This window comes from Bradyrhizobium brasilense (assembly GCF_029714345.1).
Lineage (GTDB): Bacteria > Pseudomonadota > Alphaproteobacteria > Rhizobiales > Xanthobacteraceae > Bradyrhizobium > Bradyrhizobium australafricanum.
In genome coordinates this window covers 5553472-5566690 of sequence record NZ_CP121669.1, presented here as the reverse complement: position 1 = coordinate 5566690, position 13219 = coordinate 5553472, and the positions used below count along the sequence as shown (strand labels likewise).

General features: G+C 64.9%; 15 protein-coding genes. 12 read left to right on the top strand and 3 right to left on the bottom strand.

Going from position 1 to position 13219, the window contains the following annotated elements; translation table 11 throughout:
- Positions 1 to 28 precede the first annotated feature (28 nt).
- The 4 genes from QA635_RS26305 to QA635_RS26290 all read left to right on the top strand — a co-directional run bounded on the left by QA635_RS26305 (position 29) and on the right by QA635_RS26290 (position 4228).
- Positions 29 to 784, top strand: a complete 756-nt coding sequence (locus tag QA635_RS26305; RefSeq protein ID WP_028345041.1) for a GntR family transcriptional regulator — start codon at positions 29 to 31, stop codon at positions 782 to 784.
- A 117-nt stretch (positions 785 to 901) separates the two neighbouring features.
- Positions 902 to 2581, top strand: coding sequence for an AMP-binding protein (locus QA635_RS26300; RefSeq protein ID WP_283062258.1), 1680 nt, complete (start codon positions 902 to 904; stop codon positions 2579 to 2581).
- 68 nt (positions 2582 to 2649) lie between these two features.
- Positions 2650 to 3897 carry an acyl-CoA dehydrogenase family protein gene (locus QA635_RS26295; RefSeq protein ID WP_283071816.1) on the top strand — a complete coding sequence of 416 codons (1248 nt, stop codon included), beginning with the start codon at positions 2650 to 2652 and terminating at the stop codon, positions 3895 to 3897.
- A 136-nt stretch (positions 3898 to 4033) separates the two neighbouring features.
- A complete protein-coding gene (locus QA635_RS26290) occupies positions 4034 to 4228 on the top strand; it encodes a hypothetical protein (RefSeq protein WP_283062256.1) in 195 nt (64 codons plus the stop codon).
- Positions 4229 to 4357: 129 nt separating this feature from the next.
- Here the strand turns inward: QA635_RS26290 and QA635_RS26285 are convergent, their stop codons facing one another.
- Complete coding sequence (locus QA635_RS26285; RefSeq protein WP_057017128.1) at positions 4358 to 4597, bottom strand: hypothetical protein; 240 nt, start codon at positions 4595 to 4597, stop codon at positions 4358 to 4360.
- A gap of 278 nt (positions 4598 to 4875) precedes the next feature.
- Between QA635_RS26285 and QA635_RS26280 the strand changes: the two genes are divergently transcribed.
- Positions 4876 to 6168, top strand: coding sequence for a c-type cytochrome (locus tag QA635_RS26280; protein ID WP_283062253.1), 1293 nt, complete (start codon positions 4876 to 4878; stop codon positions 6166 to 6168).
- 52 nt (positions 6169 to 6220) lie between these two features.
- Here QA635_RS26280 and QA635_RS26275 read toward each other — a convergent pair whose 3' ends face one another.
- On the bottom strand, positions 6221 to 6514 hold the full coding sequence (locus tag QA635_RS26275; protein ID WP_283062251.1) for a hypothetical protein: 294 nt from the start codon (positions 6512 to 6514) through the stop codon (positions 6221 to 6223).
- Positions 6515 to 6518: 4 nt separating this feature from the next.
- Positions 6519 to 8489 carry a 4Fe-4S binding protein gene (locus tag QA635_RS26270; RefSeq protein WP_283062249.1) on the bottom strand — a complete coding sequence of 657 codons (1971 nt, stop codon included), beginning with the start codon at positions 8487 to 8489 and terminating at the stop codon, positions 6519 to 6521.
- Positions 8490 to 8641: 152 nt separating this feature from the next.
- Here QA635_RS26270 and QA635_RS26265 point away from each other — a divergent pair, with 152 nt between their 5' ends.
- From QA635_RS26265 to QA635_RS26235, 7 genes are all read left to right on the top strand, one after another.
- Entirely contained in the window at positions 8642 to 9397 is a 756-nt protein-coding gene (locus QA635_RS26265) for a biotin/lipoate--protein ligase family protein (RefSeq protein ID WP_283062247.1), read from the top strand.
- Positions 9394 to 9933 (top strand): DUF6505 family protein, encoded by a 540-nt coding sequence (locus tag QA635_RS26260; protein ID WP_283062245.1) that lies wholly within the window; start codon positions 9394 to 9396, stop codon positions 9931 to 9933. Before QA635_RS26265 ends, QA635_RS26260 begins: the two co-directional genes overlap by 4 nt.
- Positions 9930 to 10937 (top strand): DUF6352 family protein, encoded by a 1008-nt coding sequence (locus QA635_RS26255; RefSeq protein WP_283062243.1) that lies wholly within the window; start codon positions 9930 to 9932, stop codon positions 10935 to 10937. Before QA635_RS26260 ends, QA635_RS26255 begins: the two co-directional genes overlap by 4 nt.
- Complete coding sequence (locus QA635_RS26250; RefSeq protein WP_283062241.1) at positions 10934 to 11449, top strand: DUF3305 domain-containing protein; 516 nt, start codon at positions 10934 to 10936, stop codon at positions 11447 to 11449. Before QA635_RS26255 ends, QA635_RS26250 begins: the two co-directional genes overlap by 4 nt.
- Positions 11446 to 12063, top strand: a complete 618-nt coding sequence (locus QA635_RS26245; protein WP_283062239.1) for a DUF3306 domain-containing protein — start codon at positions 11446 to 11448, stop codon at positions 12061 to 12063. The genes QA635_RS26250 and QA635_RS26245 overlap by 4 nt, the downstream gene beginning before the upstream one ends.
- Positions 12064 to 12191: 128 nt before the next feature.
- Positions 12192 to 12971 carry a Cro/CI family transcriptional regulator gene (locus QA635_RS26240; protein WP_283062238.1) on the top strand — a complete coding sequence of 260 codons (780 nt, stop codon included), beginning with the start codon at positions 12192 to 12194 and terminating at the stop codon, positions 12969 to 12971.
- Between the two features lie 29 nt (positions 12972 to 13000).
- The gene (locus tag QA635_RS26235; RefSeq protein WP_028345027.1) at positions 13001 to 13219 is read left to right on the top strand and encodes a twin-arginine translocation signal domain-containing protein; all 219 of its coding nucleotides are present in this window, start codon (positions 13001 to 13003) and stop codon (positions 13217 to 13219) included.

Below are 13219 nucleotides of genomic sequence, written 5' to 3'. Positions count from 1 at the left end.
TTATCAGCGGCCTCCCCATTGGAAGGACATGACGCGGGACGGCAATGAGGACGATCCGGAGTCCCGTCGCCTGATGAGCGAGAGGATCGCAAGCGAGATTCGCAGCGCGGTGCTGAGCGGCGAGATGCGGCCAGGCACGCGGATTCGGCAGGAGCTTCTTGCGGCCCATTTCGGAGCCAGCCGCATTCCCGTGCGCGAGGCGCTGAAGCAGCTCGAGAACGAGGGGCTCGTCGTGATGGCGCCGAACCGTGGCGCCTGGATTGCGGACGTCAATTCGGAAGAATCGATCGAGATCTACAAGATCCGTGAAGCGGTCGAGCCGCTTGCCATCGGCGAAAGCGTTCCAAATCTGACCGACGAGGATATCGAGACGCTTGACCGCATTGTGCGCGAACTTGAGCAGGTCACCACGCTCGAGGAATACATCCAGCTTGATCGGGAGTTTCATCTACGGACCTATTCGCGGGCGCGGATGCCGCAACTGCTCGCGATGGTCGAACGCTTCTGGAACAGCACGCAGCATTTCCGGCGACAGTTTGTGAGCGAGACCTATGCCAAGGACGGGTTTCCGTTCTCCGATCCCCAGCATGTCCTGATCATGGACGCGATCCGGGCGCGCGATGTCGAAGCTGCACAGGTGCTGGTGCGCCTCCACATCCGGCGCACTCGCGTTGTCATTCAAGCAAAAGAGAGTGGGGCGGCCCAACCGCCCCTTGCAAGCCGTGCCGCGCTACCGCATGCGCGTCTCGGCTCTGTCTATCGAGGAAAAAGTGCCAATGAGTAGTGGCGGCGAACGCCTTTTGCCACGGTTCCTGCTGCGCCAGGTGGCGGCGGCGACGGGCTATAGCGCCCGCCGGGCCGGACGGGGCTGCCATCGTTACGACACTGGTGGCAAGCGGCGATGACTGTCGACCTGGATTCCGTGTCGCGTGCGCACGCTTACGAGGAAGCCGCGGGCCGGCTGCGCGCGCGGCTCGGCGAATCGCCGGTCGCTCCGCCCGATCCCGGAAGGCGAACGGCGCTCGATCTGTTTCGAGCCGCGCCGCGCGAGGCGCCGGCCGTGTTCTATTTCGATGCGACGCAGACCTATGCCGATATCGATCGGCTCAGCGACCGGCTCGCTGCCCGCTTCGCACAGAAAGGGGTCGGGCGCGGCGATCGGGTCGCCGTCATTCTTCAGAATGTGCCGCAGTTCGTCATCGTCAGCGTAGCGGCCTGGAAGGTCGGGGCCATCGTCGTCAGCCTCAACCCGATGTACCGCACGCCAGAGCTTCGCAAGCTGTTCGGCGATTGCGAACCGAAGGCGGTGATCTGCCACGACGATCAATGGGAGAACGTTGTCCCGGCCGCCGGTTCGGTCGATTCCGAACTGGTGTTCTGGACCGGCGCTGGCGAATTCCAGACGCGGAACGATGTCCGGGTGCTGCCGGTGCCGGGCGCAGCGCCGCCGGCCCAGGCGCTGGCGACGGTTTTCGCCGACAACGCAGCCGCTCCACCGGCACCGGTTCTGACGTCCGACGACATCGCCCTTCTCTTGTACACCTCCGGAACCACGGGCGTTCCAAAGGGCGCCATGCTCACGCATCGCAATCTGGTGGCGACCGCGCTGATCTGTTGCGATCATTTCGAATTGAACGGCATGTCGCGCATCTTTGGGGTCGCGCCGCTGTTCCACATCACCGGCTTTGAAATCCAGATGGTCGCGGCGTTTGCCGCGCGTGCGGCGATGGTGCTGACCTATCGCTTCCAGCCCCAGGTCGCGCTCGATGCCTTCCTTGAATGGCGGCCGACATTCATCGTCGGTGCCATCACCGCGTACATCGCGCTGATGAACCAGGCTGACGCAACGAGCCGGCATTTCGAGAGCTTCGTACATATTTATTCCGGCGGCGCGCCGATCGCGCCCTCGGTCATCGATGCCTTTGCGAAACGGTTTGGACGGGCGATCCGCAGTTCCTATGGAATGACCGAACTGACCTCTGCAAGCCATCTTGCGCCCAACGAAGGTCGGATTCCGGTCGATCCTGACTCAGGCGCGCTGTCGATCGGCAGGCCGACTTCGGGCGCCGATGCGATCGTCGTCGACGACGAGCGCCGCCCGCTCGGACCCGGCGTGCATGGCGAGGTGGTTGTGCGTGGCTCAGGCGTGATGGCCGGCTACTGGAGAAAGCCGGCGGAAACCGACGAGGTGCTGACCAACGGCTGGCTGTATAGCGGCGACGTCGGCTTCTTTGACGAGAGCGGCTGGTTCTACCTCGTGGATCGCAAGAAGGACATGATCTCCGCCTCCGGCTTCAAGGTCTGGCCGCGTGAAGTCGAAGACGTGATCTACAGCTTTCCGGGCGTGCGCGAGGCAGCCGTCGTCGGCGCCGCCGATCCCTATCGCGGCGAGACGGTGGTCGCCTTCGTCTCCGCTCAACCCGGCACCGTGATCGATGTTGCCGCGCTCTCACGCTTCTGCCGCGAGCGACTGGCGGCCTACAAGTGCCCGGTCGACATTCGCGTGCTGGACGATCTGCCGAAGACGGAATCCGGAAAAATCACCCGAAACACGCTCAGGGACGGCCTACGCGGCCGGTAAGGAGAATCTACGTGGATATCACCCAAAGCGAGCGCAGCCAGCAACTGGCCGCGCGTCTCCAGCGCTTCATGATGGAGCACATCTATGCGAATGAGCGCCGATACTATCAGGAGGCCGAGCGGCTCGGGCCCTGGGCTGTGCACCCGGTTGTCGAGGAACTGAAGCCGCTCGCACAACAGGCCGGCCTGTGGAACCTGTTTCTGCCCGCTCACGAGGACGGGCTGACCAATCTCGAATATGCCCCGCTTTGCGAGATCATGGGGCGCTCGCATCTTGCTCCCGAGGTCTTCAATTGCAGCGCCCCTGACACGGGCAACATGGAGACCATCCTGCGCTACGGTACCGAGACGCAGAAGGAACGCTGGCTGAAGCCCTTGCTGGCCGGCGAGATCCGTTCTTCCTTTGCGATGACGGAGCCCGACGTTGCCTCGTCCGACGCGACCAATGTGGCCAGCTCGATCGTCCGTGATGGCGACGATTATGTGATCAACGGTCGCAAATGGTACACCACCGGCGCCACCGATCCGCGATGCAAGATCATCATCTTCATGGGGCAGACCGATCCGCAGAATCCGGATCGTCACAAGCGTCAGTCGATGATCCTCGTGCCGAAGGAGACGCCCGGCGTGCATGTCGTCCGTTCGCTGCCCGTGCTTGGCTTCTACGGCGTGCCCGATCGTGCATCCGAGGTGATATTCACCAATGTACGCGTGCCGGCCGCCAACATGCTGCTCGGCGAGGGGCGTGGGTTCGAGATCGCGCAGGGTCGGCTCGGACCCGGACGCATTCATCATTGCATGCGGCTGATCGGCCTCTCCGAGCGCGTGCTCGAGCGCATGTGCCGACGCGCGCTGAAACGCGTCGCCTTCGGCAAGCCTCTCGCCGAGCAAACCGTGACGCTCGAGCGCGTGGCCGAAGCGCGCATGAAGATCGACCAGGCGCGACTGCTGACGCTCAGAGCTGCCTACATGATGGACACGGTCGGCAACAAGGCCGCGCGGCAGGAAATCGCGATGATCAAGGTCGTCGCGCCGAACATGGCGCAGACCATTGTTGACTGGGCGATCCAGGCGTTCGGGGGAGGCGGCACCAATAACGACCATTTCCTTTCGGCAGCACTCGCAACGACTCGCTTGTTGCGACTGGCCGATGGCCCCGACGAGGTCCACCGCAACCAGATCGGCAAGCTCGAATTGCGCCGATGGCTCAACGTCGATCCCGCACGAACCGGCGGTGGCGCGGATCCGTTGTCGCCCGATGAATCCGAATCCTGGTCCGAAGGCGGCTTGTGGCCGCGCCCGAAAGATTTGCCATAGGCGGGTTGGGAAGGGGCTGGAGCCGGAGCGCATCGGCTCCAGCGATGATCAACAAAAGGAGAGTTGTGAGCGATCTCACAGGGGGACGTCGAGTCCTGCACTAGTCAGGACTCTCCCAGAACCAACGGAGGTTCGCATGAAGCTCCTGATGATCGCCGGCCTGACCGCCCTCGCGCTTTTTCTGGCCGCGACGAATGTCCCGAGATCGCATCCATCGTCCGTGAGCCACACATCGGTGGCAGGGATGCCCGCTGTACAAGAACAAGACAAGCTGCCGGTTGAAGATTTCGAAGATCGTTCGCTGGTGTTTCCGAGGGGAACTCAGCAATAGAGAGAATGGTGCCGTCGCATTCGAACGCATTCGGTTCGGGATGAGCGGGCTGGAAATCGTCTGGCGTTGAACAGCGCGACGCGTCGGACGGCTTGTTCGCTTGCGCAGCCCCCGTCGCGCGCTGTGTTTTCAAAAACTCATGAAGATCGGGTTGATCTCAGCGGGATCGCCGACATGTTCTGGGAATTGAAACGGCGCACCGTGGCGATCGACTATCAGAATTGCCAGTAGCAGCGCCAACACCGCAGCGATGTAGATCAGCAGTGGCGACGCGTCCCGGCTGGTGGGATTGCGATCCCGCGGCGGCAACACGCGAGAATGCCAAATGCGCGAGATGAACTGCAGATATGCTTTCGGATGTATTTGCATGTTCGACCTCGATTGTGAGGCGCCTTTACCAAGACTGCGACCGCGTGGGCCGCTCTTCAAGGCGCCGCTTGTCGCACCCCGAACCGAATACGAGCTCCCTTGTTGATTACTGGTGAAATGGGCACGTTGTTGCCAGGGGCCAAGCCCGTCGCCCATGGACACGCCAGATTTCCAGAATGATCGCCGGCGGGGCCGATGGACGCCAGGGGAGCACTTTGGCCGGGCAGCAAAAACGGGCAGAATGGCCCGGGGCTTCGCTGCGAGTGTCTCCGACGGCCATGGATTTGATTTTGCGTCTCGCCCTGTTCCTTGTGACGGCATCGTTGCTTCTTGCGCTGCAACCCGCGGAAGCGCAATTGGCCGGACACGGCGGAGCTGTCCGCGCGATCGCCGTTTCAGGCGACGGCAGGACGGTTCTGTCGGGCAGCTTTGACACTGCGGCGATCCGATGGTCGCTGGCAACCGAGTCCGCGGAGCAGGTGCTTCGCTTCCATTCGGGTGCGGTGAATGCGGTCGCGTTCCTCGGCGATGGAAGAATGGCAACGGCCGGTGCGGATGGCCGGATTGCGATCTGGACGTCGGGCCGGTCGCAGCCGGACCGGGTCTTCGCGGACCATGCGGGACCCATTGTCGGGCTCGCCGTCTCGCCGGATGCATCGAAGCTCGCATCCGCCTCGTGGGACCACACCGTGCGGCTCTCGTCGTTGTCCGACGGGGGCTCGCGCGTGCTGCAAGGTCACTCGCAAAACGTGAATGGCGTGGCCTTTGCCCCCGACGGACAATCGCTGGTGAGCGTGGGCTACGATCTGACGGTGCGGATCTGGCGCCTGCCGGACGGCAGCGCCGAGATCGTCACGGTGCCGTCGCCGCTGAATGCCGTAGCGATCTCGCCTGATGGCGAAATCGTCACCGGCGCAGCAGACGGCAAGCTGCGCATGATGACGGCCGGCGGCAAGGCAAGCGGCGAGGTCACGGCCGGCGCCACGCCGATCGTCGCCTTGGCAGTCTCGCATGACGGCGCCTTGATCGCCGCGGCGGCAATTGACGGCACGGTGGCGATCGTCGATCGCAAGGCGCGCAGCGTGCTGCGCTCGCCCGCCGGGCTGGGCGGGCCGGTTTGGTCGGTGGCATTCCTGCCCGATGGCGTCACGCTCCTGACCGGCGGCGCCGACGGCAAGATCAGGCGCTGGAATGCACTGACCGGCGCGGCGGCTGGATCGAACGTGGTGGGCACGCCGGGGGACCCGCTCGCCGGCTTTGCCGGCGATCACGGCGCCGAAGTCTTCAGGGCCTGCGTCGCCTGCCACACATTGTCGGAGACGGAGGTGCAGCGTGCCGGTCCGACGCTTGCCGGACTGTTCGGTCGGAAGATCGCCTCGCTGCCGGGCTATCGCTTCTCCGACGCACTCAAGACGATGGACATCGTCTGGACGCCGGAGACCGTCTCAAAATTGTTCGAGATCGGGCCGAACGCCTATACGCCCGGCACGAAGATGCCGGAGCAGCAGATCGGCTCGGCCGAAGATCGCCGCGCGCTCACGGACTTCCTGGCGCGTGCGACGTCGAAATAGTCCGAGTTGGCGCTAGCCGCCTCGCGGCGTCCTCAAGCGAGGATATGAGACTTTAATACCCCGGCCATTGTTCCACTGGAATTTTCGTCAGCTCCGGATTCTCCTTGAGCATGTGGGCGATATTAATGCTGGGATGTTCCTTGAGCGCCGCCACGACGCACTGGTTGACGTATTTGCGGCGGGACAGCCACTTGATCTTCTTGCCCTTCGCCTCGGCCTTGCAGGCGACCACCGCCTGCTTGAGTGCAACCTTTTCGGCTTTGGTAAGGGCGGCGGCCTCGACGGCTGTGCCGCCAAGGGCGGTGGTGACAAGGCACGTCGACAGAACCTTCATGAATCGAGGCATGCGGCTAGTCCTTGTTCTCGCGTTGACGCAGGTAGTCATCCGTCGTCCGTGGCGGCGCGCGTTCCGGCATGTTCTGGATCGGATCGAACTGCTGTTCGCTCATGACGATGACCCGGCAATCGGCGCACATCCGCAAGGCCTCGGTCCGGCGGTCCCCGGCAGGGTACATCCAATGCCGTCCCTCGAGTTTGGTCGCGATCCGATCGATTGTGCTCTTGACGCCGAATGGCGTGCCACAGCGAACACACAGGGCCGGTTCTTCTTCCTTGATCACCCGCGCCGGCGCGCGTCTCGCCCGGAAGTCGATCTGCGGGGTGAGCCTGATGACTTTTTCAGGACAGGTGCTCTGACACAAACCGCACTGGACGCAGGCGTCTTCCACGAATTTGAGGACCGGGCGGTCGGGATCGGCGCGGAGCGCGCCGGTTGGGCAGGCCGAAACGCAGGACAGGCACAGCGTGCAACCGCCGATATCGACGGTGATCGCCCCGATGGGGGCACCCTCGGGCAAGGCGATCACGTCAACCGGCTTGGGGGCGAGGCGATGCAGTTCGCTCAGGCCGAAGCGAAGCAGATCGCCGCGCTTGCCGACCGTCAGGAAAGTCGCGGGATTGTCGAGGCCGGCGAGGGGGCCAATCCCCGTCAGTTGCTCGGCCAGAGTGTCGGGATCGTCGGTTTCGATCGTGCTCACGCGGCGGCCGTCAAATCCGAGTCCGGCGAGAATGGTCTCGGCCATCCGGATCGTCAGCAACGATCCGGTCACGTCGTGTCGTGGCTTGGCGCGCAGCAGGAGCCGCACGGCAGCCGCGCCATAGGCGAAGGCGCCGATGATGGCTTCCAGGCCGACCTGCGTCAGCTCGTTGACGGCGAGGGGAAGCACGTTGGCCGGCAATCCGTCGCCATGGCGGGCGAGCGCATCGATCAGCGGCGTGCCGTGCTGGCTGTCATGCAGCAGCAGGACTGGATGCGTGCCGCCGGCCGCGCGATAGGCGCGCAACATGGCGCGTAGGATCTGCAACTGGGTATCGGCGGGTGGCAGCGCGTAGGATGCCGCTCCGGTGGGGCAGGCGGCCGCACATTGCCCGCAGCCTGCGCACACCTCCGCGTTGATTGCGACATGGTCGCCGTCCGGCGTGATCGCGCCGGTCGGGCACAAATCGAGGCAGCGATGGCATCCGATTAGATTCGAGCGGGAATGCGCGCAGAGACTGGGTGTGAAGTCGACATATCTCGGCTTGTCGAAGCTTCCGACGAGATCTCGGGCCGCAAGCACCGCGCGCAGCATGGCCGCGGGATCTCTCGGATCCGCGCGGAGATAGCCGTCCCGCAGATCGTGTGCGGGGAACAGAGGCGGCTCGCCGGAGAGGTCGAGCACGAGATCGCAGCGCGAGATCGCGCCGTTGCGCGGGGCTTCGAACTCGAAGCGGGCGCGTGAGGACGGGCGTGGCTGCGCGTAGTCGTCGATCGTGAGCTCGAAGCCGCCAAAGTGCCCCCGCGCATTGCGGATCGTGCCCTGCACGATCGGGAACACGGCCGCGGCAGGCGGCACGACGTCTGCCGGCTTCCTGAGCATGACCGTGACGTCGAGATGGTCCGCCAGCAGCCGGCCAGCCTCGATCGCGGTCTCGTCGCGCCCATAGATCAGGATGATGCCATCGCTCGACAATGTGACCAGCGGATAGTCCGGCGCGGGAACCGCCGCCGCTGCAAGCAGCGCCGCCATCTTCGGGCCCGCCTTCGCACCGTCGCGCGACCAGCCCGCCGTCTCGCGGATGTTGACGAAGCTGATCGGGCCGGCGCGTTCGCCCATCTCATTGGTGAACTGGCCGGCCTGCTGCGTGCAGGCGACGGTCAGCGGGCCGTCGGCTTTCGCGGCGTTGCGGAAATGTTCGAGCTCGGCGCCGCAGAGATGACGATGGCTCCTGATCTCGCAGTTGGGACATCCACGCTGGATCGCGGGCACGTCAAGGCGCATCGTGTCTTCACACGAGCAGATCAGGACGGTCTTCGCTGGCTGCTCCAGGTCGATCCCTCCGCGGGTGCGGCGCCGTCTTGCGGACTCGCGCCATTCCTTCACCTCGTATAGATATTCACTATCGGAAGGAAAAGGAAAGTGGAGGACGGCCCTTGCGGTCGACCCCGACCAGCCGCGTCTCCGTGACGGAAGCGATCCATCTGCCGCCGCCATTCACGCTCGTCCGGTTGCGTGAGAGCGGAGACGCCTTTGCTCACGCTTGCCGCATTGCACCTAAAAGCGGTGCCGGCACGCTGGTGTGCGTCGGGCGGTTCGATCTTGCCGAATTCGCCGTGGTGCTCGAGCCGGGCGAGCCCTTGGCCACCGCGCGGCGCGCCTTCTATGCCGGCATGGTCGCGCTCACCGACGCCCTGCGCGCCTACGCGCCGCCGCACAAGACGGTCGCGATCGGCTGGCCCGACACCGTCGCGATCGACGGTGGGCTGGTCGGCGGCGGACGGATGGGATGGCCGACGTCAGCGCGCGAGGACGAGCCGCCTGCCTGGCTGGTGTTCGGCGCCATGATCCGGACGGTCGCAATGGCCGATCAGGGACCGGGCGTCCATCCGCTCGCGTCCGCGCTGGATGAGGAGGGGTTTGGCGAAGCAGGAGCCGTGCAGGTGACCGAGAGTTTTGCGCGGCACCTGATGCGGGCGATCGATAGCTGGCAGACCGACGGCTTTGGCAGCCTCGCGCGCGATTATCTCAGCCGGATTCCCCGCGAGCGGCGAGCCGTGCTGCGGATCGATGACGGCGGCGATCTCCTCACGCGCCGCATCGGTGCCGACAGGATCGAACGCAGCGTACTCGTCAAGGCGCTCGGAACGCCGTCCTGGTTCGATCCGAAGCTCGGAGGGCCGCGGCTGTGAAACTGCTCCGCAGCATCGCGCTCGATCCCTCCGACACCTTCGTATTCGATGTGGCGGCCGAGCCGGGCGAATGGGCCGTCTCCGGCGCCTTCCGCTTCTGCGATCAGGATCCGACGAAGCTGACCGGCAAGGCCCGCGTCGCGTTCCGCAGTGGCTTCCTCGGGGTGCAGTCCTGGGGCTGGTCGACGCTGGTGCAGATCGTGCCTGCGACCGAGAACGATTGCAGCGCGCTGATCGACCGCCTTGCCAGGCAGCTCGTCGATCGTTTCGGAGCGCCGGATCTGGCGACCGCGCGGACGGCGGCGGAAGAGGAGGTCGCCTTCGCGCAGTCGCTCTGCAACCATCCGGTCAGCTCGCTCATTGCCGTTCACCGTTCGGTGAGCGACGGCGAAGTCCGGGAGTCGTTCCGCAGGCTGCAACTGCGTCAGGGTCAGGGACACGGCAAGGCGTTCTCGTTCATGGAAGTCGAAGACGATGTCGAGCCTGACGGTGATCTCAGGCTTGCCGATATGAGCGGGGAGCCGCGGCACCGATGAATGATTTCTGGATCGCGTGCGGCCACCATCTGCTCGATCGCGACGAGAGCGGGGGGCTTTGCGTCACCGACGAGTTCCTGAAGGCCTATTTTGTTCGTCCGGAGCTGGTTCCGCCAGACGAAGCATGCCCGGTCGAGCGGCGGCTGCACCGCGCGCTGCTCGCGGCTCCCCGCAGGCCGGTCGGCGCGGAAGAAATCGAAGCGATTGTCGATGCGGATGCCCGGGAGAACTGGCGGCTCGTGCTTGCCTTCCGCGATCTCCTCGTGCGGCATCCGACGCTGGAGCAGGCCTATCTTGCAACCGTCCGGTCCGGGACGAACGATTTGCCGCCGCTGTTCGTCAATCAGCTCGTCCACGTGATCCTGCGCAATGCGTTCGACGGCTGCGATGATCCGTTCGTGCTGCGCGCAGCCGAACTGTTCTTCCGCCCGCAGCGCATCCTGCCGCAGGAGCAGGCCCTGCTGCTCGGCGATGAAGAGGTCGTCGGTGGACAGACTCCGACCCCTGTGCTCTCGCTGATGTCGATGCTGGGGGCGGTGACCGATGCTGAGCTCGACGTCTTGCGCGAGGACAATGCCGGCGATTACTGGCGCCGGAGCGATCAGTTCGACATGGCATTCGACCTCACCGCAGGCGGCCGCGGGCCGGCGGCGCTGGCGCAGGCGATGGTGCGCTGGACCTCCCATCTGCTCGGGATCGACGTCAGCATTGAGCCGCTGCGCGAGCTGCGTGATGCACGTCTCACCTGGTATGTCGGGCTCGACGCCGATGCGACCAGGCTCGGCGACCGTCTCTGGCATGGCGAGCAGCTCGACGACCGCAGCGCCGGACGCGTGCTCTCATTGTTCCGCCTGACGTTTGCGGACACCAGCGTGGCCGCGGACGAGATGCGGGGCGAGCCGGTCTATCTCATCCTGTCGATGAACGCCGACCAGAAGCTCCGGATGAAGCCGCAGAATTTGCTGACGGGGCTGCCGGTCAAACATCTGGAGTTGGCGACATGAGTCCGGCCGCGCTGCCGCTTGTGCGCGTCCCCGTCGGCGTTGTGGTCGAGCGGCACCAGGCGGATTCGCCGTGGACCGACTTTGTCTGGCGCGCGGTTGCCGTGCTGCCCGACGAGCCGGACACAAAGCCCTGGACGGTGCTTCGCGAAGAGAATGGGACGACGCTGTTTTATGCCGGCAGCGCCATGGTCGATCTCTATGGTTCCGAGACGGCGCGCTATCGCGACAATCTCGCCTCGGGCAGTCCGGCCATCTGGACCGTATTGTCGCCGGCGGAAGGCGCCTGGCCCTACACGGTGGCTGCCGCGACCGCCGATCCTTCGGAGGGCGAGGCGTTCACGGAGGCCGGTGCGAATCTGGTCGAGGCCGTCCCCATGCCGGAGATGCTGCGTGAGCAGATTGAAAGCTTCGTTGCCGAGCACCACGTCGAACGTGAGTTCTTCAAGCGCAAGCGACGGCAGGCCGATCCGGAGGCGCTCGCGCGCCGGCAGCATGAAGGCGGACACGAATGAGTGAGGACAAGTTCCTGACGCGCTGGTCCCGTCGCAAGCAGGAGGCAAAGGCGAACGCCACGCAACCGGACCCGGCCATGCGCGACGACATGCAGTTGCCGCCACCAGCCGTCAAAGACGACGACGCGGAGTTCGACCTTGCGAGCCTGCCTTCGATTGACTCGATCACGTCGGCGACCGACATCACGGCGTTCCTGCGCAAGGGAATCCCGCAGGAGCTGACGCGTGCGGCGCTTCGTCGCGCCTGGAGCGCCGATCCCGTCATCCGCGACTTTGTCGGGCTTGCCGAGAATGCCTGGGACTTCAACGACCCGACCGCGATGCCGGGCTTTGGCCCGCTGGATTGCTCCGAGGCTGAGCTCACCGCGCTCATCGACAAGATCGTCGGCGGCCTCGGCAAGCCGGCTGAGGCGCCGCCTGAGCGTTCGGTTGAAGTCGTGGATTCTTCGCAGGAATTGCGCGAGGTCGAGTTGCCGGGCATCGCGGCCGAAGAAGCCGCGACCACGGGATCCGCACCTGATCCTGCTGCAACGCAACGAACGCTCGCCGACAGCACCGAAAGCGAACGGCCGTCGGTTGAGCGCCGCACGCACGGCAGTGCGCTGCCCCACTAGGGACCGCGACGAAAGGCCATAGCCTCAGACTATGGCGCCGATTGACCCCCCGTTGGGCCGGGACTAGGCTCCGCTAGCGCTTTGTAAGAAAAGCAAAATCAGCACCCGGGACTTGGATGGAGGTCCACGTGCGCGATGCTGGCCTTGAGCGAGCCATTGACGCCGCCGGCGGCGTTGCAGAGCTTGCGCGCAAAATCGGCATCAGCCAGCCCTCTGTTTCGAACTGGAACAAGGTGCCCGCGCAACGGGTGATCGCTGTCGAAGCCGCCACCGGCATCTCGCGCGATCATTTGCGGCCTGATCTGTACAGCGAGCCGCTCCTCTCCGAAGCGCCGATCGATTCTGTCGATGTCGCGCGTGCGCAGGAATATCTGCTGCTCGCGACGCTGTTGTCCGCTGCACCATCGAAGAAACTGCTCGAACAACTGGCTGCATTGACCGTCGATGCGACGCCGCTTGGGCGCGCGCATGCCGCGCTGGCCGAATCCGCCGCCAATGCGGTCGCGGCGAAGGTCGAACGCGAATATTTCGATCTGTTCACAGGTCTCGGCCGCGGCGAACTCTTGCCCTATGCCTCCTACTATCTGACCGGCTTTCTCAACGAGCGGCCGCTGTCGCGTCTGCGCGCCGATCTCGCTGCGTGCGGCATCGAGCGCATCGCGAACAATTCCGAGCCGGAAGATCACGCGGCTATCCTGTGCGAGATCATGGCGGGCTTCGCGGGAGGGCGTTTCCCGGCGTCCTTCGACGCGCAGCGCGCCTTCTTCGGCAAACACATCGCGCCCTGGATGGGGCGGCTGTTCGTCGACATCGAGCGCGCGGAGAGCGCCGTCTTCTATCGTGCGGTCGGTGCGCTCGGTCGCGCCTTTATCGAGATCGAGACAGAAGCATTCACGTTCGCGAACTGACCTGCATCCGCAGGTCCAGGAGAGATGCGATGAGTGAAGACAGGACTACCACAGTCGGGCGCCGCGATTTCCTGCGCAAGGTCGGCGTCGGCACGGTGGGCGCCGGCGCGACCCTCGCAACGCCGCTGGTCGGGGCGGCGCAAGCCGACAGCGAAACCAACGATGAGAAGCGCAAGGCGCGCTACAAGGAAACCGATCACGTCAAGGCCTTCTACCGCGTCAATCGTTATCCGGCCAAGGGAGGTTGA

Excerpts from the sequence above, each read along its gene's own strand:
- QA635_RS26250 (WP_283062241.1), top strand. The coding sequence starts at position 10,934 with ATGAGTCCGGCCGCGCTGCCGCTTGTGCGCGTCCCCGTCGGCGTTGTG.
- QA635_RS26295 (WP_283071816.1), top strand. The coding sequence starts at position 2,650 with ATGATGGAGCACATCTATGCGAATGAGCGCCGATACTATCAGGAGGCC.
- QA635_RS26245 (WP_283062239.1), top strand. The coding sequence starts at position 11,446 with ATGAGTGAGGACAAGTTCCTGACGCGCTGGTCCCGTCGCAAGCAGGAG.
- QA635_RS26305 (WP_028345041.1), top strand. The coding sequence starts at position 29 with ATGACGCGGGACGGCAATGAGGACGATCCGGAGTCCCGTCGCCTGATG.
- QA635_RS26290 (WP_283062256.1), top strand. The coding sequence starts at position 4,034 with ATGAAGCTCCTGATGATCGCCGGCCTGACCGCCCTCGCGCTTTTTCTG.
- QA635_RS26275 (WP_283062251.1), bottom strand. The coding sequence starts at position 6,514 with ATGCCTCGATTCATGAAGGTTCTGTCGACGTGCCTTGTCACCACCGCC.
- QA635_RS26235 (WP_028345027.1), top strand. The coding sequence starts at position 13,001 with ATGAGTGAAGACAGGACTACCACAGTCGGGCGCCGCGATTTCCTGCGC.
- QA635_RS26280 (WP_283062253.1), top strand. The coding sequence starts at position 4,876 with ATGGATTTGATTTTGCGTCTCGCCCTGTTCCTTGTGACGGCATCGTTG.
- QA635_RS26270 (WP_283062249.1), bottom strand. The coding sequence starts at position 8,489 with ATGCGCCTTGACGTGCCCGCGATCCAGCGTGGATGTCCCAACTGCGAG.
- QA635_RS26300 (WP_283062258.1), top strand. The coding sequence starts at position 902 with ATGACTGTCGACCTGGATTCCGTGTCGCGTGCGCACGCTTACGAGGAA.
- QA635_RS26255 (WP_283062243.1), top strand. The coding sequence starts at position 9,930 with ATGAATGATTTCTGGATCGCGTGCGGCCACCATCTGCTCGATCGCGAC.
- QA635_RS26285 (WP_057017128.1), bottom strand. The coding sequence starts at position 4,597 with ATGCAAATACATCCGAAAGCATATCTGCAGTTCATCTCGCGCATTTGG.